General features: G+C 72.8%; 21 protein-coding genes, 2 pseudogenes and 1 riboswitch. Of the genes and pseudogenes, 7 read left to right on the forward strand and 16 right to left on the reverse strand.

Features of this window, described 5'->3' with window-relative positions:
- Positions 1 to 8: 8 nt before the first annotated feature.
- Genes AB0C73_RS14805 through AB0C73_RS14820 form a run of 4 tightly spaced genes read left to right on the forward strand, consistent with a single transcriptional unit; the run spans position 9 to position 2,806 of the window.
- A complete protein-coding gene (locus AB0C73_RS14805) occupies positions 9 to 389 on the forward strand; it encodes a roadblock/LC7 domain-containing protein (protein ID WP_265863515.1) in 381 nt (126 codons plus the stop codon).
- Complete coding sequence (locus tag AB0C73_RS14810) at positions 386 to 742, forward strand: DUF742 domain-containing protein (RefSeq protein ID WP_362529165.1); 357 nt, start codon at positions 386 to 388, stop codon at positions 740 to 742. Before AB0C73_RS14805 ends, AB0C73_RS14810 begins: the two co-directional genes overlap by 4 nt.
- Complete coding sequence (locus AB0C73_RS14815; protein WP_362529168.1) at positions 723 to 1,346, forward strand: ATP/GTP-binding protein; 624 nt, start codon at positions 723 to 725, stop codon at positions 1,344 to 1,346. Before AB0C73_RS14810 ends, AB0C73_RS14815 begins: the two co-directional genes overlap by 20 nt.
- Positions 1,343 to 2,806 (forward strand): cytochrome P450, encoded by a 1,464-nt coding sequence (locus AB0C73_RS14820; protein WP_362529170.1) that lies wholly within the window; start codon positions 1,343 to 1,345, stop codon positions 2,804 to 2,806. The genes AB0C73_RS14815 and AB0C73_RS14820 overlap by 4 nt, the downstream gene beginning before the upstream one ends.
- Positions 2,807 to 2,905: 99 nt before the next feature.
- Here the strand turns inward: AB0C73_RS14820 and AB0C73_RS14825 are convergent, their stop codons facing one another.
- The 9 genes and pseudogenes from AB0C73_RS14825 to AB0C73_RS14865 form a co-directional block, all read right to left on the reverse strand.
- Positions 2,906 to 3,958: a hypothetical protein gene (locus AB0C73_RS14825; protein ID WP_362529173.1), complete on the reverse strand. Its 1,053-nt coding sequence runs from the start codon at positions 3,956 to 3,958 to the stop codon at positions 2,906 to 2,908.
- A gap of 370 nt (positions 3,959 to 4,328) precedes the next feature.
- Positions 4,329 to 4,724, reverse strand: a pseudogene (locus AB0C73_RS14830) (hypothetical protein); the annotation flags it as partial.
- Positions 4,725 to 4,859: 135 nt separating this feature from the next.
- Complete coding sequence (locus tag AB0C73_RS14835; protein WP_362529175.1) at positions 4,860 to 5,213, reverse strand: metalloregulator ArsR/SmtB family transcription factor; 354 nt, start codon at positions 5,211 to 5,213, stop codon at positions 4,860 to 4,862.
- Positions 5,214 to 5,363: 150 nt separating this feature from the next.
- On the reverse strand, positions 5,364 to 5,762 hold the full coding sequence (locus tag AB0C73_RS14840) for an anti-sigma factor antagonist (protein WP_362529177.1): 399 nt from the start codon (positions 5,760 to 5,762) through the stop codon (positions 5,364 to 5,366).
- On the reverse strand, positions 5,759 to 6,226 hold the full coding sequence (locus AB0C73_RS14845; protein WP_362529372.1) for an ATP-binding protein: 468 nt from the start codon (positions 6,224 to 6,226) through the stop codon (positions 5,759 to 5,761). The genes AB0C73_RS14840 and AB0C73_RS14845 overlap by 4 nt, the downstream gene beginning before the upstream one ends.
- Before the next feature lie 50 nt (positions 6,227 to 6,276).
- The gene (locus tag AB0C73_RS14850; protein WP_362529180.1) at positions 6,277 to 6,690 is read right to left on the reverse strand and encodes a pyridoxamine 5'-phosphate oxidase family protein; all 414 of its coding nucleotides are present in this window, start codon (positions 6,688 to 6,690) and stop codon (positions 6,277 to 6,279) included.
- Positions 6,687 to 8,354: a SulP family inorganic anion transporter gene (locus AB0C73_RS14855; protein ID WP_362529374.1), complete on the reverse strand. Its 1,668-nt coding sequence runs from the start codon at positions 8,352 to 8,354 to the stop codon at positions 6,687 to 6,689. Before AB0C73_RS14855 ends, AB0C73_RS14850 begins: the two co-directional genes overlap by 4 nt.
- A gap of 194 nt (positions 8,355 to 8,548) precedes the next feature.
- Positions 8,549 to 8,872 (reverse strand): annotated as a pseudogene (locus AB0C73_RS14860) (metalloregulator ArsR/SmtB family transcription factor); the annotation flags it as partial.
- 162 nt (positions 8,873 to 9,034) lie between these two features.
- Positions 9,035 to 9,394 carry a zinc ribbon domain-containing protein YjdM gene (locus tag AB0C73_RS14865; protein WP_362529182.1) on the reverse strand — a complete coding sequence of 120 codons (360 nt, stop codon included), beginning with the start codon at positions 9,392 to 9,394 and terminating at the stop codon, positions 9,035 to 9,037.
- 197 nt (positions 9,395 to 9,591) lie between these two features.
- Here AB0C73_RS14865 and modA point away from each other — a divergent pair, with 197 nt between their 5' ends.
- Positions 9,592 to 10,410 carry a molybdate ABC transporter substrate-binding protein gene (gene modA, locus AB0C73_RS14870; protein ID WP_362529377.1) on the forward strand — a complete coding sequence of 273 codons (819 nt, stop codon included), beginning with the start codon at positions 9,592 to 9,594 and terminating at the stop codon, positions 10,408 to 10,410.
- Between the two features lie 103 nt (positions 10,411 to 10,513).
- Here the strand turns inward: modA and AB0C73_RS14875 are convergent, their stop codons facing one another.
- Complete coding sequence (locus AB0C73_RS14875; protein ID WP_362529185.1) at positions 10,514 to 11,326, reverse strand: polysaccharide deacetylase family protein; 813 nt, start codon at positions 11,324 to 11,326, stop codon at positions 10,514 to 10,516.
- 160 nt (positions 11,327 to 11,486) lie between these two features.
- Positions 11,487 to 12,362 (reverse strand): transglycosylase SLT domain-containing protein, encoded by an 876-nt coding sequence (locus AB0C73_RS14880; protein ID WP_362529187.1) that lies wholly within the window; start codon positions 12,360 to 12,362, stop codon positions 11,487 to 11,489.
- A gap of 4 nt (positions 12,363 to 12,366) precedes the next feature.
- Positions 12,367 to 12,519, reverse strand: a riboswitch (cyclic di-AMP (ydaO/yuaA leader).
- A 486-nt stretch (positions 12,520 to 13,005) separates the two neighbouring features.
- Here AB0C73_RS14880 and AB0C73_RS14885 point away from each other — a divergent pair.
- A complete protein-coding gene (locus tag AB0C73_RS14885; RefSeq protein WP_362529190.1) occupies positions 13,006 to 15,864 on the forward strand; it encodes a hypothetical protein in 2,859 nt (952 codons plus the stop codon).
- A 37-nt stretch (positions 15,865 to 15,901) separates the two neighbouring features.
- Here AB0C73_RS14885 and AB0C73_RS14890 read toward each other — a convergent pair whose 3' ends face one another.
- From AB0C73_RS14890 to AB0C73_RS14900, 3 genes are all read right to left on the reverse strand, one after another.
- Positions 15,902 to 16,186: a hypothetical protein gene (locus AB0C73_RS14890; protein WP_362529193.1), complete on the reverse strand. Its 285-nt coding sequence runs from the start codon at positions 16,184 to 16,186 to the stop codon at positions 15,902 to 15,904.
- A gap of 176 nt (positions 16,187 to 16,362) precedes the next feature.
- A complete protein-coding gene (locus AB0C73_RS14895; RefSeq protein WP_362529196.1) occupies positions 16,363 to 17,295 on the reverse strand; it encodes a SigB/SigF/SigG family RNA polymerase sigma factor in 933 nt (310 codons plus the stop codon).
- A 208-nt stretch (positions 17,296 to 17,503) separates the two neighbouring features.
- Positions 17,504 to 17,698, reverse strand: coding sequence for an antitoxin (locus tag AB0C73_RS14900; protein WP_362529198.1), 195 nt, complete (start codon positions 17,696 to 17,698; stop codon positions 17,504 to 17,506).
- A gap of 167 nt (positions 17,699 to 17,865) precedes the next feature.
- Between AB0C73_RS14900 and AB0C73_RS14905 the strand changes: the two genes are divergently transcribed.
- The gene (locus AB0C73_RS14905; protein ID WP_362529201.1) at positions 17,866 to 19,086 is read left to right on the forward strand and encodes an alpha/beta hydrolase; all 1,221 of its coding nucleotides are present in this window, start codon (positions 17,866 to 17,868) and stop codon (positions 19,084 to 19,086) included.
- Between the two features lie 37 nt (positions 19,087 to 19,123).
- Here AB0C73_RS14905 and AB0C73_RS14910 read toward each other — a convergent pair whose 3' ends face one another.
- Both AB0C73_RS14910 and AB0C73_RS14915 read right to left on the reverse strand, forming a co-directional pair.
- Positions 19,124 to 20,428 carry a sugar ABC transporter permease gene (locus AB0C73_RS14910; RefSeq protein WP_362529203.1) on the reverse strand — a complete coding sequence of 435 codons (1,305 nt, stop codon included), beginning with the start codon at positions 20,426 to 20,428 and terminating at the stop codon, positions 19,124 to 19,126.
- A complete protein-coding gene (locus AB0C73_RS14915; protein WP_362529206.1) occupies positions 20,425 to 21,228 on the reverse strand; it encodes an ATP-binding cassette domain-containing protein in 804 nt (267 codons plus the stop codon). The genes AB0C73_RS14910 and AB0C73_RS14915 overlap by 4 nt, the downstream gene beginning before the upstream one ends.
- Between the last annotated feature and the right edge of the window lie 29 nt (positions 21,229 to 21,257).

The following is a 21,257-nucleotide window of genomic DNA, read 5'->3' on the forward strand; positions in this document are numbered from 1 at the left end:
TTGACTGGATGCTCACGGAGCTCGTGGGCAGCGTTCCGTACGTGCGCCACGTGGTCGTCCTGTCCTCGGACGGCCTGTGCATCGGCCAGGCGAACACCACTCCCGACACCGCCGACGCGATCGCGGCCGCCTGTTCCGGCATCCAGAGCCTGGCCAAGGCCATCGCGCAGATGTTCCCGCACGGTGACGGCTCGACGCGGATGGTCGGGATCGAGGCCGACGGCGGCTACTTCTCCCTCATGGCGGCCGGCCCCGGGGCGTATCTCGCGGTGCTCGCCGACGAGGAGGTGGACGCGGGGCTGCTCGGCGACCGGATGCGGACCCTGGTGGTGCGGATCGGTCAGCACATGACGAGTCCGCCCCGTGATGACGTGCGGCAGGCGATGTGACATCAGAGAACCATCCCTCGTGGGACGAAGGCACACCCGTTCCCCTTTATGTCATCACCGGAGGCCAGGCGTCCGCGGCGAAGGCCTTCAACCTCGTGACCCTGATCGCGTCGAGGTCCAGTCCCGAGCCCTCGATGCAGCCCGAGACGGCCGCCATCCTCACCATGTGCCAGTACCCGCTGTCGGTGGCCGAGGTGTCGGCGTATCTCAGCCTCCCGTTCAGCGTCGTCACGGTACTGCTGTCCCAACTCGTCGAGGACGAACGGGTGGAGGCCATCGCACCCGTGCCCGTCGCGGCATATCCCGAACGCGGCCTGCTGGAGGCGGTGATCCATGGACTACGCAAGCTCTGAGGCCCCCCTGGCGGGCCCCCGCGGCACGGACGTGCTGCTGCCGCACGGCGCCCGCGGAGTGAAGGTGGTGGTCGTCGGCGGTTTCGGCGTCGGCAAGACCACCATGGTCGGGGCGGTGAGCGAGATCCCGCCGCTGACCACCGAGGAGAACATGACCCAGGCGGGGGTCGGGATCGACCACAATCCCGGCGTCGCGGGGAAGAACACCACGACCGTCGCCCTGGACTTCGGCCGGATCAGCATCAACGAGGAGCTGGTCCTCTATCTCTTCGGGACCCCGGGGCAGGAGCGCTTCTGGTTCCTGTGGAACGGGATCTTCGAAGGCGCGCTCGGTGCCGTGGTCCTCGTCGACACCCGCCGGATCGAAGTGTGCTTCGAGGTGATCACCCGCCTCGAGGACCGCCGCGTCCCCTTCGTCGTGGCCGTCAACGCCTTCCCGGAGGCACCGCAGTACCCCCTGCCCGAACTGCGCACTGCGCTGGCCCTCAGCGACACCGTCCCCATCGTCACGTGCGACGCCCGCGACCGGGCGTCCTGCCGTGACGCGCTGCTCTCGCTGATGGTCTACCTGTGCACCCTCGCCGCCCAGGAGACCCCCGTATGACCGTCCCACCCTCCGAACACGCCGGCCGGGAGACCGACCTCCTGCCGCCGCCGGGCTGCCCGGCCCACACGGCGGCGACCGGCCCCGACGGCACGACCCGGCTGTACGGCACCACCGCCGCCACCGATCCCATGGGTCTGTACGAGAAGCTGCGCGCCGCGCACGGACCGGTGGCGCCCGTGCTGCTCGACGGCGACGTCCGCGCCTGGCTCGTCCTCGGCTACACCGAGAACCGCGACGTCGCCACCCGCTCCACCCAGTACTCGCGCGACCCGCGGGTCTGGCACGGCTGGCGCAGCGGGGAGATCGACCCCGCGACCTCGCCGCTCGTCCCCATGATCGGCTGGCGGCCGGACTGCGTGTGCGCGGACGGCGAGGAGCACCAGCGGCTGCGCGGGGCGCTCACGGCCGGCCTCGACCAGTTCGACCACCGCGGGCTGCGCCGCCACATCACCCGCTTCGCGCACCAGCTGATCGACGGGTTCTGCGAGAGCGGCGAGGCGGAGCTGGTCAACCAGTTCACCGAGCATCTGCCGATGCTCACCCTGATCCACCTCCTCGGGATGTCGGAGGAGTCGAGCCCGGAGCTGGTGCACGCCGCGCGTGACCTGTTCAAGGCGACCGAGACCTCCCTCGCCAGCAACGCCTATGTCCTCAAGGCCCTGGAGGACCTGGTCGTCACCAAGCGGTCGCGGCCGGGGCAGGACATCGCGTCCGCGCTGATGGCCCATCCGGCCCGCCTCACCGACGAGGAGGTGCAGCACCACCTGCGCCTGGTCCTGCTCGCCGGGTACGAGACGACGGCCAACCTGATGTCGAACGTGCTGCGGATGGTGGTCACCGACCATCGCTTCCGCGGCTCGCTGGCCGGCGGTCAGATGACCCTGCCCGAGGCCGTCGAGCAGGTCCTGTGGGACGAGCCGCCGCTGATGGTGTGCCCGGGCCGCTGGGCCAACGGCGACACCACGCTCGGCGGGCAGCGGATCAGGGCGGGCGACATGCTGCTGCTCGGCCTGGCCGCGGGGAACGTCGACGAGTCGATCCGGCCGGATCCGGCGACGCCCGTGCACCACAACCGCGCGCATCTGGCGTTCAGCGCGGGCAGCCACGAGTGCCCCGGTCAGGACATCGGCCGCATCATCGCCGACACGGGCATCGACATCCTGCTGACCCGGCTGCCGGACATCGCGCTGTCCGTGCCGGAGGAGGAGCTGTCCTGGCGCTCCTCGACCTGGGCGCGGCATCTGACGGCGCTTCCGGTGCGGTTCGCGCCGCGGCAGCCGCGGAGGCAGGACATGCCGGCGCCGCTGCCGGCGCCGCCCTCGCAGAGCAGCGGGATGCCGGAGCCCGGCCTGTGGCCGGAGACCGCGCCGGTGCCCGCGCCCCCGTCCGGGGCGCGGCCGGCCGCGGCCCCGGTGTCGTGGTGGGCGCGGCTGCTCCGGCGGCTGCGGCGGTCGTAGGCCACGTCGGGCACGAGGTGTACGGAGGGGTGTCGGCGCACGAGGTGTGCGCCGGCGCCCCTCCGGCGTCTCCCGGCGCCCGGTGTCGGGCGCGCGGTGTCAGGCGCCCGGGCGCTGCTCCGGGACCGTGTGGTCGGCGGGTACGTAGCGGGGTGCTCCGGTGTACCAGGCGTGCAGTCCGGAGAGGAAGCCGCAGGCGCCGCGCAGCCAGGCGTCGAGCTCGGCGCGCGCGTCGGGCGTGAGCCCCGACTGCCGTACGAGCAGCGGGATCTCGTGCGTGCGCAGGTACTCGAAGTCGCGCAGCCGGGAGTTCACCAGGTGCACGGAGGCGGGCACGGCGTCATGGAGGGGCAGTCCCAGGGACTCGCCGATGACGACGACGAGGTTGTTGACGTCGTGCTCCTCGTGGACCTCCCGCTCGTAGGAGGCGAGGTCGTTGGCCAGGCCCATGTAGTCCATGAACGCGTCGAGGAGGCCGCGGACGGCGGCGCTGTCGCGTATCTCCTCGGGTATGCGGGCGCGGGTGGACAGTTCCACGGAATAGGGCGCGGTGTGGGCGGCGAAGCTCTCGCGGCGGAACGGGGCGTACTCGATGAGGCTGGGAACCCGGCCGGCGAGGCTGTTGGCGAGTTCCGTCACGCCCGCGTCGATGTACTTCGCGAGGGCCCGGTTGAACTCCCGCCGCCAGTGCGCGAGCCGGGGCGGGAAGAACTGCTGCTGCAGGTCGGCTATCCCGCGTTCGACGGCGTTCTCGGGATACGGGAGGCGGGCGCCGGGCTCCGGGCGCAGGAAGTCGTGGAGGCGGGCCGTGAAGGCGAGCGCGCCCGGCAGGTCGCTCGTGCGTTTGAACTCGTGGGCGAAGTAGTCGTCCCAGGCCAGCGCCCAGATGTTGAAGCGGTGGTTCAGGCGCAGATCGGCCGGTGAGGCGTCGGGCAGGCACCAGGCGGTCAGTTGGTCCACGGTCATGGCGTGGAACTGCGACCGGGTCCATATTCCGTCCCCGTGCCGCGCCGCACGTCCCCCCTCACCGTGCAGCATGCCCATCTCGCGCGCCCAGGTCTCGGTCTCCGCGCGCAGACCCGCCAGATACGGATTGACCCGCAGCGGGTGGGGCATCCACAGTTCGGGGACCTCGACGGCACGCACTGTCATGGGGACCAACCTCCTTCGTTCTTCGGCCCGTTTCGCTGTGCGGACCGCCCTCGCGACGTACTCCCGGCGGCCGCCGGGCATGCCGAGGGCAGCGCGTAACGCCATGCGCCCCACTTCCCCTCCCCGGCCCCGGCCTCCGCCGCCACAACCACTGACGCCGGACCATTCCCCTGGCCCTGCGCCCCAAACCTGCCCACCTTGGCCGAACTACAACCCCAAGTGGCTTTATTCCACCCGAGGTTGATCGGAGGGGGTACGGAAGGTGCCCGTTTCAGGTGCGCCGGGTGCGTCGGAGGGGTCGTGGACGGCGCGGAGGGGGGTACGGGGAGGGTGTGGCGCGCGGGGCGCCGACCGCGGCCGGGGCCGCCCCTCACACCGGCTCGGGCAGCTCCCCGAGGCGTGCCGCGACCCGCTCGCGCAGCAGCAGGTACTCCTCCCAGCGGCGCTTCAGCGGGCCCGGCGGGCGTTCTATGACGCGAGGGGAGACGACCTGTTCGCCCAGGAGGAACTGTTCGCGGGTCAGGTCGAGTTCGGTGCCGTTGGGGAGGCGGTTCCACCAGTGGTAGCCGTGCTGCTCGCCGTCCAGATACACCTCGCCGACCACGAGGTCGCCACCGAAGAGGTCGTTCACGATCAGGGCCGTGATGTCGCAGTGGCCCCAGGCGGGGTTGTCCGGCCGCCACTCGGTCCGGTAGTCGGGCGAGGAGGTGTCGGCGGCCCACGCGGATCGCAGGGCGCCGTCGAGGTCGAGGAGGTTCCAGGGTGTCGTCACGCCGGCCAGCATCGCACCCGCCACTGACAACCCGGCCACTGACAACGGGAGGTGGCCGCCCCCGTCACACGCGGCTGTCCATCCGCGACGGGGGCGACCACCGGTCTGGGGCCGTCCTCAGGGCCGTCCTCAGGCGGGCGGCGGCGGGGTGACCGGTCCGGTCGCGCGGAGGTCGGCGAGGAGTTCCGCCTGGCCGGCGAGGACGCCCGAGAGGATCGAGCGGGCGACCGTGAGGAGCTCGGCGACCTGCGGGTCGGTGAGCGTGTAGTACACCGCCGAGCCCTCGCGCCGCGCCACGACCAGGTTCGAGCGGCGCAGGACGGCGAGCTGCTGGGAGAGGTGGGCGGGCTCGACGCCGACCTCGGCGAGCATCTCCGAGACCGCGTGCTCCCGCCGGCTCAGGAGCTCCAGGAGCCGGATGCGCACGGGGTGGCCGAGCGTCTTGAAGAATTCCGCCTTCAGTTGGTAGAGCGGCGCGCTCACGCGGCCCACCACCCGTCCACGGCGAGGCGCCTGTGCCGTGTCCATCGTGTGTGTCGTGTGCATCCAGAACTCTTCGTCATGGGGCCATCCTCGCGCCTTCGCGCCGGCCCGGTGGTCATGCCTGGTTTTGCCTGGTCCGGCCCGTGCCGGTCAGCGGCCCGCGGGGCCGCCGGGCCACTCGTCGCTGCGCCACTCGCGCAGGTCGGCGCCGTCGCCCTGGTGGGCGGCGAGGGCGGCGTCGAGGTCGCTGTGGACGGTGATCTCGGGGCCCTCGGCACCGGGGACGAGGGAGCCGTCGGCCGGGATCGCGGCGAGTTCGAGGCTGCGGCCCTCGGCCGCGAGCCGCCGGGCGGCCTCGGCCACGGCGAGCTGTCCGCCGGCGGACCAGCCGCGCAGCGCGGTGAGGTCGAGGACGACCGGACCCGTGCCGCGGGCCAGGGCCCAGCCGACGGCACCGGAGAAGCGGCCGACCGCGTCGGCCCCGAGGTAGCCGGCGAGGGACAGGATGCCCAGGTGGGGCTGGACGGTGTAGCGCCATTCGATGGTCATCGTGTTGCCTTCGTTGCTTTTGCCGTGTCTGTCGCGCTTGTTGCCCTGGCGGCCGTGGCGGGCCGCAGGGGGAGGGTGATCCACACGCTCTTGCCGCCGCCGTCGGCGTCCCGGCGGACCACGCAGGTGCCGCCGGACGCGGTCATGACCTCGGCGATGACGGCGAGCCCGCCGCTGCCGCCGGCCGCCGCGGCGAGCACCCCGGGGTGGTGGGGGTGCCGGTCGTGCACGGCGAAGGCGAGCGCGTCCGCGTCGGCGGCGAAGGTGACGGTGAGGCTGGGCGAGGAGGCGGCGGCGTGCCGGACGCTGTTGGTGACGAGCTCGCTGAGGATCAGCAGCGCGGGCCCGACGGCCGGATGCCCGGCGTCGATGCCCCACTCGGCGAAGGTCATCTCCGCCGTCTCGCGCACCACCCGTACCGCCGCGGGCTGCGTCGGCACGGTCAGCACATGCCGCCGGGTCATCGGGGCGGCGGCGGGACCCGCCGCCGGCCCGCGGCCGCTCGCGGAGCCGGTCACGGGGCCGCCGTCGCGGAGCCGAGCCGGTGGCCGGTCACGGTCTGCGGGGTGATCCGCAGCAGCGTGTCGTGGGGCCCGTACGCCCAGCCGGGCAGGGTGCGCAGATGGTGCGCGGCCTCGACGGGGTCGACCGGCTCGGCGGGGCCGGTGACGGTGACGCTCCAGCCGCTGCCGGCGGGCAGCCGGATCTCGTCGGCCTGGTAGGTCAGCACGGGACGCGCGTTCAGCAGCTCGGCCTGCACGGGGGCGCGGACGACGAGCCGCCCGTAGGCGAGGACGTGCACGGCGGGGCGTACGACGGCCTGTTCGCGCTGGACGAAGGCCAGCCGCCCGTGCGCGGAGCCCTCCAGCAGCCAGAGGGCCTCGGCGCCGGAGACCTCGGCCATGCGGCGGGTGGTCGGCCGGGTCATCGGGCGGCCTCCTGCGGGGCCCGGTCCGGGGGCACGGACGCGGACGGCAGGACGGGCAGGATGCCCTGTCCCTGGAGGTGGCTGCGGGCGCCGGCGATGGCCTCGGGGGTGGTGGCGAACTCGCGCCCGTCGAGCCGCAGCAGGTCGAGCGCCCCGACGGAGTCGAGGGCGTTGCGCTGGGCGGGCCGTATGCCGGAGGTCATGACGACGATGCCGCGCCGGTTGAGCTTCTCGACGGCGTCCTTGAGGACGAGGGCGCCGGTGGCGTCGATCGTGGTGACGCGCGACATGCGCAGGATGACCACGCGGACGTCGGCGACCTCGGCGAGTTCGAGGAGGAAGCGGTGGGCCGCGGCGAAGAACAGCGGCCCGTCGATCCGGTACGCGACGATGTGCTCGGCGAGCAGCGCGTGCTCTTCCTCGCTGTGCTCGCCGGGCATGTCGGCCTTGAAGTCGACCTCGGCGAGGCGGGCCTGCTTGGCGACGGCGCGCAGGGCGAGGGCGCCGGCGACGAGGAAGCCGATGATCACCGCGTACACGAGGTCGAGGGCGAGCGTGGCGACGGCGGTGAGGACGAGGACGACGGCGTCGGAGCGGGTGGCCTTGGCCATGGCGCGCAGCGAGCCGACCTCGACCATGCGGATCGCGGTGGCGATCAGGACGCCGGCGAGGGCCGCGAGCGGGATCCGCGACACGAGCGGGGCGGCGGCGAAGACGATCACGGCGAGCACGGCGGCGTGGGTGAGGGCCGCGAGCCGGGACGACGCTCCCGTACGCACGTTGACGGCGGTACGGGCTATGGCGCCGGTCGCCGGGACGCCGCCGAACAGCGGGGCGACCAGGTTCGCGAGGCCCTGTCCGAACAGCTCCCGGTCCGGGTCGTGCTTCTGGCCCACGGTCATGCCGTCGGCGACCTGGGCCGAGAGTAGCGATTCCAGGGCGGCGAGCGCGGCGACGGCCAGGGCGGGCGCGAGCAGCGAGCCGAGCGCGGAGAGGTCGAGGAAGCCGAGGGAGGGCGCGGGCAGTCCGGCCGGCAGGTCGCCGATGGGCGCGGCGGCGTCGAGGTGGAAGGCCTGGGCGACGAGCGTCGCGCCGACGACGGCGACGAGCGAGAACGGGATGGTGGGGCGCCAGCGGGCGCCGACGAGCATGACGACGGCGACGCCGAGGGCGAGTGCGACGGCGGTCCAGTTGGGGTTCCGCAGGAACTCCTCGACGGCCCGCCAGGTCACCACCAGGACCCGGTCGCCCTCGGGCTTGGGGACACCGAGGGCGTTCGGCACCTGCTGGAGGCCGATGACGAGGGCGATGCCGAGGGTGAAGCCCTCGACGACGGAGGCGGGGATGTACGCCATGTAGCGGCCGGCCCTGAGGACGGCGAGGGCGATGACGAAGATGCCGGCGATGAGTCCGACGGTGAGGACGCCGCCGGGGCCGTACTGCGCGACGATCGGGACGAGGACCACGGTCATGGCGCCGGTGGGGCCGGAGACCTGGAGGTTCGAGCCGCCGAACAGCGCGGCGAGCGCGCCGGCGACCACGGCGGTGGCGAGACCGGCCTCGGCGCCGAGTCCGGAGGAGACGCCGAAGCCGAGCGCGAGCGGCAGGGCGACGACGGCGACGGTGAGGCCGGCGAGCAGGTCACGGCGCGGGTTGCGGGCCATGGCGGTGAAGTCGGCGCGGACGGGCAGCAGGCCGCGCAGCCTGCGGAGAACGGTGTTCACTTGGCCGCGACCCCGGCTTCCTGACGCTCGACACGGATCTCTTGGACATCGCGGCCGTCACGGCCGTCACGGCTGTCCGGGACGTCGGCGTCCCGCACGTCACGGGCGGCCCGGAGGTCCCGGCGGTCGAAACCGGCCTCGCGGAGCTCTTCGAGCAGTTCGTTCCGGCCGGCGAGCATCTCGGTGAGGATGCGGCGGGCGGCGTGCATGAGCTCGGCGACGTCGCCGCCGGCGAGGGTGTAGACCACGGTGGAGCCCTCGCGGCTGGAGGTCACGATCCCGGACCGCCGCAGCACCGACAGCTGCTGGGACAGCGACGGCGGCTCGACCTCGATCGCGGCGAGCAGCTCGCGTACGGCCATGGGTCCGTTCTGCAGGAGTTCGAGGACCCGGATACGCACCGGATGACCCAGCATGCGGAAGAACTCGGCCTTGGCCTGGTAGAGCGGAACCGGCACCGTCTCGCCTTCTCCTCACGCCCCGCGCGGGCGGGGCCTCGGTCGGTGCTGTGCCCGCGGCTACCTGCGGGCACAGCCAACTCATGATGTAGTGAATTGCCAAATTTTGCAATTCACGGAAAATCAAGAGGCCGTGCCGACGCAGCGGCACGGCCGGGGTGGTCAGGCCTTCTTGACCACGCTGGACTTGAGCTGCATGGGGCCGAAGCCGTCCACCTTGCAGTCGATGTCGTGTCCGTCGACACCGTCGACGAGGCGGATGTTGCGGACCTTGGTGCCGGCCTTGATGCCGGTGGGGCTGCCCTTGACCTTGAGGGTCTTGACCACGGTCACCGTGTCGCCGTCGGCGAGGACGTTGCCCACGGAGTCGCGGATCACCTTCTCGCCGCCGTCACCGGCCTCACCGGCGGCCTCGGCGGACGCCGACCACTCGTGGCCGCATTCGGGGCAGACGAGCAGGCTGCCCATCTCGTAGGTGTAGACGCCGGAGCACTCGGGGCACGGGGGAAGGTTCTCGTTCACCCCTCGATTCTATGAGCAGCCGCGTTAATTGCGAAAATCGGCAACTCGTCGGCGGCGTGAGGGCGGCGGCAGCGCCCTCTTGTGGGTTCCTCCGAGCGAACTCTCATCCGCCATGGGTGGTCGTACATGTTTCTTGCAGATGCGAGCCGTACGCCTCTACGGTGTCGCGCATGCAGCCCTACAGATCGCACCGGCCGATGCCCCGCGTCCCCGCCCTCGCCCGCGCCGTCACGCGGCACCGGGCCGCCGCTGCCGTCCTCGGCGCGGCCCTGCTGCTGCCGCTGACCGCCTGTGGCAGCGGCGGCGACGGAGACGGCGCGAAGAAGGACGCGGGCGGCTCGACCGCCCCGAAGGCCGATCTGACGGTCCTGGCCGCGGCCTCCCTCACCGATGTCTTCAGGACGGCGGGCGCCGCGTACGAGAAGGCCCACCCGGGCACGAAGATCACCTTCTCCTTCGCCGGCTCGCAGGAGCTCGTCGCGCAGGTCTCGCAGGGCTCGCCCGCGGACGTCCTGGTCACCGCCGACACCAGGAGCATGGACAAGGTGAAGGGCGACACCGGCGCCCCGGCGGTCATCGCGAAGAACCGGCTGGTGATCGCCACCGGCGAGGGCAACCCGCTGAAGGTCGACGAGCTGAAGGACCTCGCCGACAGCAGGCTGAAGGTGGTCCTGGCGGCGCCCGAGGTGCCGGCCGGCAAGTACAGCAAGCAGATCCTCGACAAGCAGAAGCTCACGGTGAAGCCGGTCTCGCAGGAGCCCAACGTGCGGGCCGTGCTGAGCAAGGTCGAGCTGGGCGAGGCCGACGCCGGCCTCGTCTACAAGACCGACGCCGAGAGCGCCGCGGACAAGGTCGACGCCGTCGAGATCCCCGACGACCAGAACGCGATCGCCCAGTACCCGGCCGCCACGCTGAAGGACTCGAAGAACGCCGAGGCCGCCACCGCGTTCGTCGCTTGGCTGTCCTCGCCCGAGGGCCAGAAGATCCTCCAGGACGCCGGCTTCCAGAAGCCGTGACCGTCATCGGGGAGGCGCGCCGTCGGGCGTTGCCGTACCGACGCGCGAGGGCCCGCACCGGATGCCGGTGCGGGCCCTCGGGGCGTACGGGGTCGAACGGATGTCAGGGCGCGGTGCGCACGGGGAAACTCGTGGGGTGGCCCTGGGACTTGAGCCAGGGCAGCACCTCGCGCAGGGCCGCGACCGTCTGGCTGCGTTCGCCGCCGCCGTCGTGGAAGAGGATCGTCGGGCCGTTGGACAGCTCGCTCTTCACCGTGTTGACGATGACGCCGGCTCCCGGCCGCTCGAAGTCCTTGGTGTCCACGTTCCAGCCGAGCGGGCGCATGCCCTCGCCCGCGGCGAGCTTCCGGCTGTCCGGGGTGAACGCACCGCCCGGCGCCCGGTAGTACTCGATCTTCGCGCCCCCGGCGGCCTCCTCGATCAGGCGCTTGGCGTCGAGGATCTGCTGCTTCTGGTACGCGAACGGCTTGCGGTCCATGGTCGTGTCGTGGTCCATGGTGTGGTCGCAGAGCTTGTGCCCCTCGGCGACGACCCGCTTCACCAGCTGGGGGTACTCCTTGGCCCGCTGCCCGACGATGCAGAACACGGCCTTGACGTCGTTCTCCCTGAGGACGTCGAGTATCTGGGGCGTCCACCGCGGGTCGGGACCGTCGTCGATGGTGATGTTCACCGCCTTCCCGCCCGCCTCGGCGGCGTGCACGATGCTCTCGGGCACCTTCACCGGCGTCACCTTCGCCGGGCCCTTGCCCTCCTCGGTGGGCGGCACCTGCCGCTCCTGCCCGGCCCCGGCCCCCGCCCCTGACGACGCCTCGGCCTCACTGTCCGTCAGTACGGCGGTCCCCCAGGCCGCCAGACTCAGTGCGACCGCCGACGCGACGGCGGCTATGTGCGCCGTGTACTTGCCCTTCAGCCCCATGTGGTGCCCACTCCCCGATTCTCCTGACGACTCCCGCAGGAGAGGACGGAGAAGACGCCCGGACGGTTTCACGGGTTTCGGGCGGGGTTTCGGGCGGGGTTTCGGGCGGACGCCGCCCGCGGGTGCCGGTGGGTCCGGCACCCGCGGGCGGCGGGTCCCGTCAGTAGGCGCCGAAGACGTTGTCGATGGAGCCGTAGCGGTCGGCGGCGTAGTTGCAGGCCGCGGTGATGTTGGCGACCGGGTCGAAGGGGTCGAAGGAGGTGCCGGCGACGTGGTAGGCGCGGAAGGTGGGGTCGATCACCTGGAGCAGGCCCTTGGAGGGGGTGCCGGCGAGGGCGTTGGAGTCCCAGTTGTTGATGGCCTGCGGGTTGCCGGAGGACTCGCGCATGACGTTGCGGTAGATGCCGTCGAAGGTGCCGGGAATGCCCTCGCGGGCCATGATGTCGAGCGACTCGCGGATCCAGCCCTCGAGGTTGTCGGCGTACGTGTACCCGGCGGACGTCGCGGAAGCGGCGGAGGTGGCGGAACCGGCCGAGGTCGCGACGGCCTGGACCGTCTTCGACCGGACCGTCTTCACCGGGGCGGAGGCGGCGGCACCGGTGGCGGCGCCGCTCTTGCGGGCACCGGCCTTGACGGCACCGGTCTTGGCGGCGACGGCCTTTCCGGAGACGGAGAGCTTCTGGCCCGGGTGGATGAGGCGCGGGTCGGCGCCGACGACGCTCCGGTTGTCCTTGTAGAGCTTCTTCCAGCCGCCCCGGACCCCGTGCTTCTGCGCGATCTTGTAAAGCGAGTCACCGGCGACGACGGAATACGTCAGCGGTGCCGCCTTCACGGCCGCCGGGGCCGACTGCACGGTGATCCGAGCCGTCTGCTTTGCCACTGCGACGGAGGTTTCGGCCTGCGGCGTCGCCGCACCGGCCGTGGTGGCACCGGCCAGGGGCAGCGCGAGCGCGGCGCTGCCGGTGAGGCCGACGAGGGCGATGCCGCGGGCGAGCGGGGTGTTCTTGGGGCGACGGTGCTTGCCGGGTCCACGCATGGCGAGTTCCTCTCCTTCGCCTGCGAGGTGAGCTGTCGGGTTCGGGCAGGAGATGCCCGGCCGCGCGCAGCGCGGCTTCACCCCGAGCCGTGCCCGGAGACCGGGACCGGCGGCAAACCTGGGTCCCCCGCTCCTGCCGGAAGGGTGTGAGTGCGGTCGACCGGGCGGCGGCAGGATTCGGCGTTTCCGTCCGGTTTCGGGGCGACCGTATGCGAAGACAAATATCGAAAACAAGGCAGGAATTCATCACACGGAATCGATCTACCGATAAACACGAAAGGATCATTCCGGACGTTTCCCGCGACCCCTTCAACCCTTTTCCGGCCACCCGTTCCTGACGCTTCGACAGCATTCCGGAAGCCTTGCCGCGGCCGAAATGCCGTGACCCACATCACCCGCTCCAGCTGACCGCCATTCTGGCGATAATTACCCCCTTCAGGAATCACCTCGGCATTCCGGTATTCGGTACTCATAGTCGGACATAGTCCGTTTTGCCCCACGCCCTGAGCACCAGAACCGGCCACACCTCCCCCGCCGGGCAACCCCGTCTCTCCCTCCCCCGTCCTCCCGGGGCAGGAAGGGCCCGGCGTACCGGGGGTGCCGGTGGCCCGTGTCGACGAGAACGATCGTGAGGAAGAGCACTTTGATACGTGTCACACGCGGCGTGACCACCGCCGTGACGCTTCTGGCCCTGGCGGGTGTGTCGCCGGGGCTCGCGTACGGACAGCCGGCACCGGACGGGACGGCGGTCGCCGCGGCGCCGCGACTGCCCGAGGGATGGCGGATCGTCGGGGCCGGTGCGGAACGGCAGTTGGTGTGGACGGCCGGGGAGGCCGTGCCGATGGGCAACGCCCGGGTCGAGTTCCGGGACGGCGGGCGGCTCCTCGGCCATCCGGTGGCCGGGCCGGACGGGCGGACGTTCCGACTCCCGCTGGAAGACGCGCAGTTGGGGGATGCGAGGCTGAGCGTGACGGCGGGCGGACGAAGGCTCGACGCCTCCGCCGACGCCGCCGACCACGCCGGACCCTCCGCCGCCGCCCCGCGTCTGCGGCCCCAGGCCCCGGCGGCACGGCCCGAGGCCCCGCTGCCCGCCAACCCCGTGGACCCGGGCGCGCCCGGCCCGTACCGCACCGTCGCCGGCGAGTACGCGCTGAAGCCCGTACGGCTGCCCGGCTTCCCCGAGCCGGTCGAGATGCGGGCCGCGGTGGTGGCGCCGGCCGGCGCGCCGGGGAAGCGCCCGGTGGCGCTGTTCCTGCACGGGCGGCACGGCACCTGCTACAAGCCCGGCAGCGACCAGGAGTCGGGCGCGTGGCCCTGCCCGGCGGGCATGCGGCCCGTTCCCAGCCATCAGGGGTACGGGGCGGCGCAGCGGCTGCTCGCCTCGCAGGGGTACGTGACGCTGTCCGTGTCCGCGAACGGCGTCAACGGGCAGGACCACCAGGCCGACGACGGCGGCGCGCAGGCCCGTTCCTCGCTGGTGCGGCTGCACCTCGCCCGCTGGGCGGAGTGGGGTGCGCACACCGACAAGGCGCCGGCGGAGGTGCGGAAGGCGGCTGCCGCCGCCGATCTCTCCCGCGTCCTGCTCGTCGGCCACTCGCGGGGCGGCGAGGGAGTGAACCGGGCGGCGCTCGACAGCCTGTCCGCGCCGCCCGCCGACCAGGACGGCTACCGGGGTCCGGTGCGCTGGAAGATCCGCGGCGACGTCCTCATCGGGCCGACGATCTTCGGCCAGAACCCGGTGCCCGACGTGCCGTCGATGACGATCCTGCCCGGCTGCGACGGCGATGTGTCCGACCTCCAGGGGCAGATGTACCTGGACGGCACGCGCGGGGTCGGCCGGGGCACGGCGCTGCACAGCGCGGTGTACGTGGTCGGCGCCAACCACAACTTCTTCAACAGCGAGTGGACGCCTGGCCAGGCGCAGGCGCCGGCCGTGGACGACTTCGGGTCGGGGTGGGGATCGGGGCCGGGCGAGGACGAGCCCGACCCGGTCTGCTCCCCCGGTACCCGTACGCGACTGACCGCCCCGCAGCAGCAGACCGCGGGCGCCGCCTACATCGCGGCGGCGGCACGCCTGTTCGTGGCGGGCGACGACCGGGTGCGGCCGCTGCTCGACGGCAGCGGCAGGCGGGCGCCGTCGGCCGGTCCGGCCCGGGTCCTCACCCATGCCGTCGGTGCGGGCCGCACCCCGGCCTTCGTGCCCGGCTCGCCGGACGCGGGGGCGGCACTCGCCGTGTCGGGCGCGGGCCGGCTGTGCGCGCAGATCGACACCGACGCGGCCCGGTCCTGTCTGTCCCCCGACGAGGGGTCCCCCGACGCGGGCGGCAGGTCCCCGCACTTCGCGTTCTGGGAGACCTCGCCCGAGCCGGGGCGCGACGCCGTGGCCCTGCGGTGGAGCCGTAACGGCACGCCGGTCACGGTGCGTTCTGCGCGGCCGGTGTCCCTCGCGGGCGCCGAGTCCCTGGCCCTGCGGGTGATCGTGCCGCCGAACAGCCGGGGCACCGATCTCGACGTGGCCGTGACCGACGCCGCGGGCCGCCGCGCGAGCCTCGGCCGGGTGCGGGTGGACGGGCTGCCGGGCAGTGGGCGCACCTCCTCGTACTGGGCGCGCGAGGTCCGCGTACCGCTGGCCCCGGCCGCGCGGGCGCACCTCGACCTGGGCAAGACCGCCGCGCTCGTCCTCACCCCGCGCACCGCCGCCGGCCGCGCGTGGCTCGTGGACTCCTGGGCCTGGCACCCCGGTCTGCCGGCGGTGCGCCCGGCCGCGCTGCCGCGTGTCGACATCGGCCGGCTCACGGTCGACGAGGGCGACTCGGGCGTACGGACCTACCGTGTGCCGGTACGGGTCTCCGGCACGGGCAGCGGCCAGGTGCGGCTGTTCACGCCGAAGCCCGGCGCCGAGGGCTTCACCTCCCGTGTGGTGACGGTCCGGCCGGGGCACCGGGACATCGATGTCCGGGTGCCGGTGGAGGGCAACACGCGGTACGGCTGGGACGTGACGCACGACGCGTTCGTGAAGGCGGTGCGCGGTGCCGTGGTCGGCTCCCACAAGGGCGGCGTGACGGTGCGCGACGACGATCCCATGCCCGCCGTGCGGGTGACGCCCGTCGCGGACCGGGTGGCCGAGGGGCAGCCGCTGGTGTGGCGGGTGACCCTGTCGGCGCCCGCCGACGCCGACGTCATGGGCGGCTTCACCTTCCTGCCGCCGGCCGGCGGCGCCCCGGAGCTGTCCACGGCGGACTTCGATCCGGAGTGGGTGCGCGACACGTACGGCTCGGTGCCCGATCCGGCGCGGCCGCTGTCACGGCCTGAGTACCCGGACGCGTACGCGGCGTTCGCCGTGCCGGCCGGGGAGACGACGGCGGAGGTGCGGATGCCGACCGTGAAGGACGGGACCGCGGAGCCGGCCGAGTCGCTGCGGGCGGTGTCCTTCACGTACGACGGCGACTGGCGGCAGGTGCCGGGCGCGGAGTTCACCGGGACCGTACGGGATGCCTCGTAGCGTGGTGTGAACGGCCCGGCGTGGCAGGACCCGGCCCCTACGCCGCCGTCGGGTGCGGTGGCGGCGTGTGGGCCGGGCGGACCGGGCCGACGACGGTGAGCGGGATGCCGAGGGTCTCGCAGAGGCGGCGGGCCCGGGACAGCGCGCTGAGCGAGGCCGGGGACGGGTCGGCGGTGGGGAGCTGGACCCGGACGAGCCGGGGCCGGTGCGCGAGGAGCAGCGCCTCGGTCTGCAGGAAGGCCGCGGCCCTGCTGGTGACGTCGAGGTCGCGCAGGAGCGAAACGTGCAGGACGCCGTCCTCGAAGGCGTGGCTGATGAGCATGACGTTCTCCTTCCGCCGCCCGGTGGCCCGCCCCCGCCTCGCGGCATGCCCGGACGGCATGTGCGGGGCAGACGGCGGCTCACCCAGTATGCGGAGAAGCATGCCGGATGCACCCTTTCGTGCGGCGTGTCGGAAGACGTCCGGCGCGCGGCGCCGTCGCGGGCCCCGGCAGGCCCTCAGGCCCGGTGGGGCGGGGCGAGCGGGCCGTCGTCGGCGAGCAGACCGGCCCTCAGCTCGTCCAGGATCCGGTTGAGCAGCCGGGAGATGTGCATCTGGGAGAGGCCCAGGCGTTCGCCTATCTGGGCCTGGGTGAGCTCCTGGCCGAAGCGCAGGGACAGAATGCGCCGGTCGCGTTCGCCCAGTCGGGCGATGAGCGGCTTGAGCGCGGCGAGGTCCTCGACGAGCTCGTACGAGGGTTCCGGGGCGGCCAGGCGCCGCGAGACGAGCGGCGGGGTGTCGTCGTCCTCGGAGAGCGAGACGTCCAGGGAGCGGGCGGTGTAGCCGTGGGCGGCGAGCTCGCCCTCGGCGACCCGTTCGACGGTGAGGTGCAGATGGGCGGCGACCTCGGCGCGGCTGGGCCGGTGACCGTCGCGCTGTTCGAGCAGGTCGCCGGCCCTCGCCAGGTCGATCCGGAGTTCCTGGAGGCGGCGGGGCACCCGTACGGCCCAGCTGGTGTCCCGGAAGAAGCGCTTCATCTCGCCGACGACGGTGGGCAGCGCGAAGGCCGAGAACTCGATGCCGCGCTCCGGGTCGAAGCGGTCGATGGCCTTGATCAGTCCGATGGTGCCGACCTGGACGATGTCCTCGCGCTGCTCGGGCCGGTTGCGGAAGCGTCGGGCGGCGAACCGTACGAGGCTGAGGTTGAGCTCGACGAGGGTGTTGCGGACGTAGGCGTGGGCGGGCGTGCCCGGCTCCAGCTGCCGCAGCCGGGCGAGCAGGGCGCCGGACAGCGCCTGGGCCGCGTCGGTGGACACCCGGGTGGGCCGGTCGATCTCGGGCAGTCCGTCCAGGGCGGCGCGGCGGGTCGCGGCGCCGGAGCCGGGAGCGGGGCCGGGGGCGGGGGCGAGATCCGGGGCTCGGGTGGTCGCATGGGTGTGGCGCGCGGACATGGGGCTCCTTCGACGGGGCGGTGGGCCTGCGCCGTCGGCCGGAGCGGGCGGCGGGGTCCGTCGGTCGAGCGTCCTGAGAGAAGGATTCCCGTTCTGTGCGGCTTTGACACGAAGGGCGGAGTACGGGAGGGGTACGGGCGGACAGGCCACCGCCCCGGCCGGGCGCCGAGGCCCGGCCGGGGCGGTGGGGGTGGTGCGCCGCGGCTCGCTACTGCTGGGGCGGCTGCTTCGGGTCGTCGGTACCGCCGAGCTGTTCCTTGAGCTTCTCCTGGGCCGTGTCGACCTGGCTGCTGTACTTGCCCTGGGTCTTGTCATCGACCATGTCGCCGGCCTTGTCGACGGCCTTCCCGGCCTGGTCCTCGTGCCCCTTGAGCATCTGCTTGAGCTTGTCCATCACGGACATCGCGGCCCTCCTCGGACGGCCCCCCTGGTCCGTCCAGCATCCCGGACCCGCTCACCGCCCGCATCCGCAGGCGGAGGAAACGGTCCGACCGGGGGTCTACGCCGGGCCGCCGGACTCCGACCGTGGTCGGACGCGGGGCGGGCGCGGGACGCCGTAGCGTCCTCGGCATGATCACCTTCACCCGGGCGGCCACGGCCGCCCTCCTCGCCTGCGCGGTCGCCTTACCCGCGACCGCGCTGCCCGCCGCCGCGGCGAGCCCCGCGCCGTCCGTCTCCCTCTCCGCCCCAGTCGCCCCAGTCGCCCCGGCCGCCCCGGCCACGGCGATCCGGCTCCCGGCACCGACCGGCGCGTTCGGCGTGGGCGCCTCCGTCCTTCATCTCGTCGACCGGTCCCGCACCGACCCGTACGTGCCCTCGGCGGGCGCGCGGGAGCTGATGGTGACTGTCCACTATCCGGCGGCCCGCACGGCCCGGGGCGGCGCGCCCGCTCCGTACGCGACCGAGGAGGAGGCCCGGCTCGTCCTGGTGGGCCTGGAGAAGACCGACCCGGCCGACATCCGCGCGCTGGCCGGGATCGACACGTACAGCGGGAGGGACGTGCGGCTCGCGCCCGGGAAGCATCCGCTCGTGGTCCTCTCGCCGGGCTTCGGGGTGCCCCGGTTCCTGCTCACGAGCCTCGCCACCGACCTCGCCTCGCACGGCTATGTCGTCGCGTCGGTCGATCACGCCTACGAGAACTCGGGCATGTCCGTGCCGGGCGGGCCGGCTCTGACCTGCGTGGCCTGTACGCAGATGCATGAAGGGAAGATCAAGGGCGCCGACGTCACGGCCGTGCGGGCGGCGGACGTGCGCTTCCTCCTGGACCGGCTGACCGGACCGCGGGCCGTCGCCACCTGGCCGTACGCGCGGACCATCGACCCGGCCCGGATCGGGATGGCCGGGCACTCGATCGGCGGCGCGGCCGCCGCCACCGCGATGGTCGCGGACCGGCGGATCGACGCCGGGGTGAACATGGACGGCGCGTTCTGGGACACCCTTCCGGCCGACGGGCTCGGCGGGCGGGCGTTCATGTTCCTGGGCACCGACGACGAGATGCACCGGCCGGGCGGTGTCGACACCAGCTGGGACACCACCTGGAAGGCGCTCGGCGGCTTCAAACGCTGGCTGACGGTGTCCGGCGCCAACCACTTCACCTTCACCGACGCCCCCGTGCTGTTGCGTGGCCTCGACGTGCCGGACGAGGGCGCCACCATCCCGGCCGACCGGGCGCTCGCCGTGACCCGCGCCTATGTCGGCGCGTTCTTCGACGAGCGCTTGCGCGACCGGCCGCAGCCGCTGCTCACCGGGCCGAGCCCGCTGCACCCGGAGGTGCGCTTCCAGCAGCCCTGAGCCACCAGGGTCCCACCGGGTCGCGGGGCGGCGCCGCTCAGGCGCGTCCCGCGGCCTTCTGGCTGCGCCGGGACAGGGAGTCGACGACCACGGCGGCGAGCAGCACGGATCCGGTGATCATGAACTGGACGGCGTTGCTGACGCCCATGATGTTCATGCCGGACTGGATCGAGCCGATGACCAGCGCGCCGAGCAGCGCGGACCACACCGAGCCGCGTCCGCCGAACAGGCTGGTGCCGCCGATGACGGCGGCGGCGATGACGTTCATCAGCAGGTTGCCGCCGCCGGAGGTCTGGCTCGCGGACTGGATCTGCCCGGCGAGGAAGATGCCGCCGACCGCGGCCATGGTGCCGGCGATGGTGAAGACGCTCATCCGGACGAACGGCACGCTGATGCCGGCCCGCCGTGCGCCCTCGATGTTGCCGCCGACCGCGAAGATCTGGCGTCCGTAGCGGGTGCGGCGCAGCACGAAGTCGAGCAGCACGAGCAGGATCAGGAAGATCAGCAGGGCGAGCGGCAGGCCCTGGTACTGGTTGAGGATGTACGCGGTGGCGAAGGCGATGGCCGCGATGACCACCGTACGCAGCACGATCTCGGCGATCGGCCGGAACGGCACCCGGGCGGCCTGCCGACGCCGGGCGTCCTGGAGCGAGGCGAGCAGGAAGAGTCCGACGCCCACGGCTGCCGTGATGTAGGCGGTGGCTGGGCTGTGGAAGATGGTCGAGTAGAGCTTGGAGACGATGCTCTCGCTGGGGATGTTGACGGTGCCGGTGGCGCCGAGCACCTGGAGCATCAGTCCGTTCCAGAAGAGGTTGCCGGCGAGGGTGACGACGAAGGCCGGCACGCCGACCTTGGCGAAGAAGAAGCCCTGGATGAGGCCGACGGCCGCGCCGCCGCCGAGCGCGACGAGCAGCGCCAGCCATTCGTTCATGCCGTTGTTGACGTTGAGCACGGCGAAGATGGCGGCGCACAGACCGCTGACGGAGCCGACGGACAGATCGATCTCGCCGAGCAGCAGGACGAAGACGATGCCGACGGCGATCATGCCGGTGCCGACGATCTGCTGGCTGAGGTCGGAGAGGTTCTGCGCGGACAGGAAGGTGCTGTCGAGGCTGCCGAAGACCGTCCAGATGATGATCACGGCGACGATGACGGGCAGCGAGCCCAGTTCGCCGCTGCGCATCTTGCGCTTGAACTCGCCGACGTAGCCGCGCAGTCCCTCCTCGCGGACGATGAGGCGGGTGTCGACGGCGGGCATGGCCTCGGGCGCGGGTGCCGGGGTACCGGCGTCCTCGGGCAGCTCGGGCCCGGCCGGCCCGCCGGGCTTGCGGTCACCGCTCATGGCAGGTCCTCCTCCCCGCGCGTCTCGCGCTCCTCGCGGATACGGGCCTGACGCCGGGTCACGGCGCTCTCGGTGGCCCCGGTGATGGCGGAGATGATCTCCTCGGTGGTGGTGGACCGCCGGTCGAAGAAGCCGTTGTTGCGCCCGAGGCGGAGCACCGCGATGCGGTCGGCGACGGCCATCACGTCGACCATGTTGTGGCTGATGAGGATGGTGCCGAGGCCGTGCTCGCGGAGGCGTTCGACGAGGTCGAGGACCTCGGCGGTCTGTTCGACGCCGAGCGCCGCGGTGGGCTCGTCGAGGAGGACGACACGGGGGTCGCCGATGAGCGAGCGGGCGATGGCCACGGTCTGGCGCTGGCCGCCGGAGAGGGACGCGACGGGGATGCGGACCGACGGGATGCGGATGGAGAGGGTGTCGAGCAGTTCGCGGGAGCGCTTCTCCATGCGGACCTCGTCGAGCACGCCGAAGCGGCGCAGTTCCCGCCCGAGGAACAGGTTGCCGACGACGTCGAGGTTGTCGCACAGGGCGAGGTCCTGGTAGACGGTGGCGATGCCGAGGTTCTGGGCGTCGTGGGGCCGGTTGATCGAGACCCGCCGGCCCTGCCATTCGATGACGCCGTCGTCGGGCGGGTTCACCCCGGCGATCGCCTTGATGGCCGTGGACTTGCCGGCGCCGTTGTCGCCGACGAGGGCGACGACTTCTCCGGCGTGCACCTCCAGGTCGAAGTCCGACAGGGCCTGGACCGCGCCGAAGCGCTTGGAGATCCCTCGTAGTGACAGCACAGCAGCTTCCGGCACGGCGACCGCCTCCGACCCCTGCCAGGCCC

Origin of the sequence: Streptomyces sp. NPDC048623, assembly GCF_040650755.1 — a bacterium.
Taxonomy (GTDB): domain Bacteria; phylum Actinomycetota; class Actinomycetes; order Streptomycetales; family Streptomycetaceae; genus Streptomyces.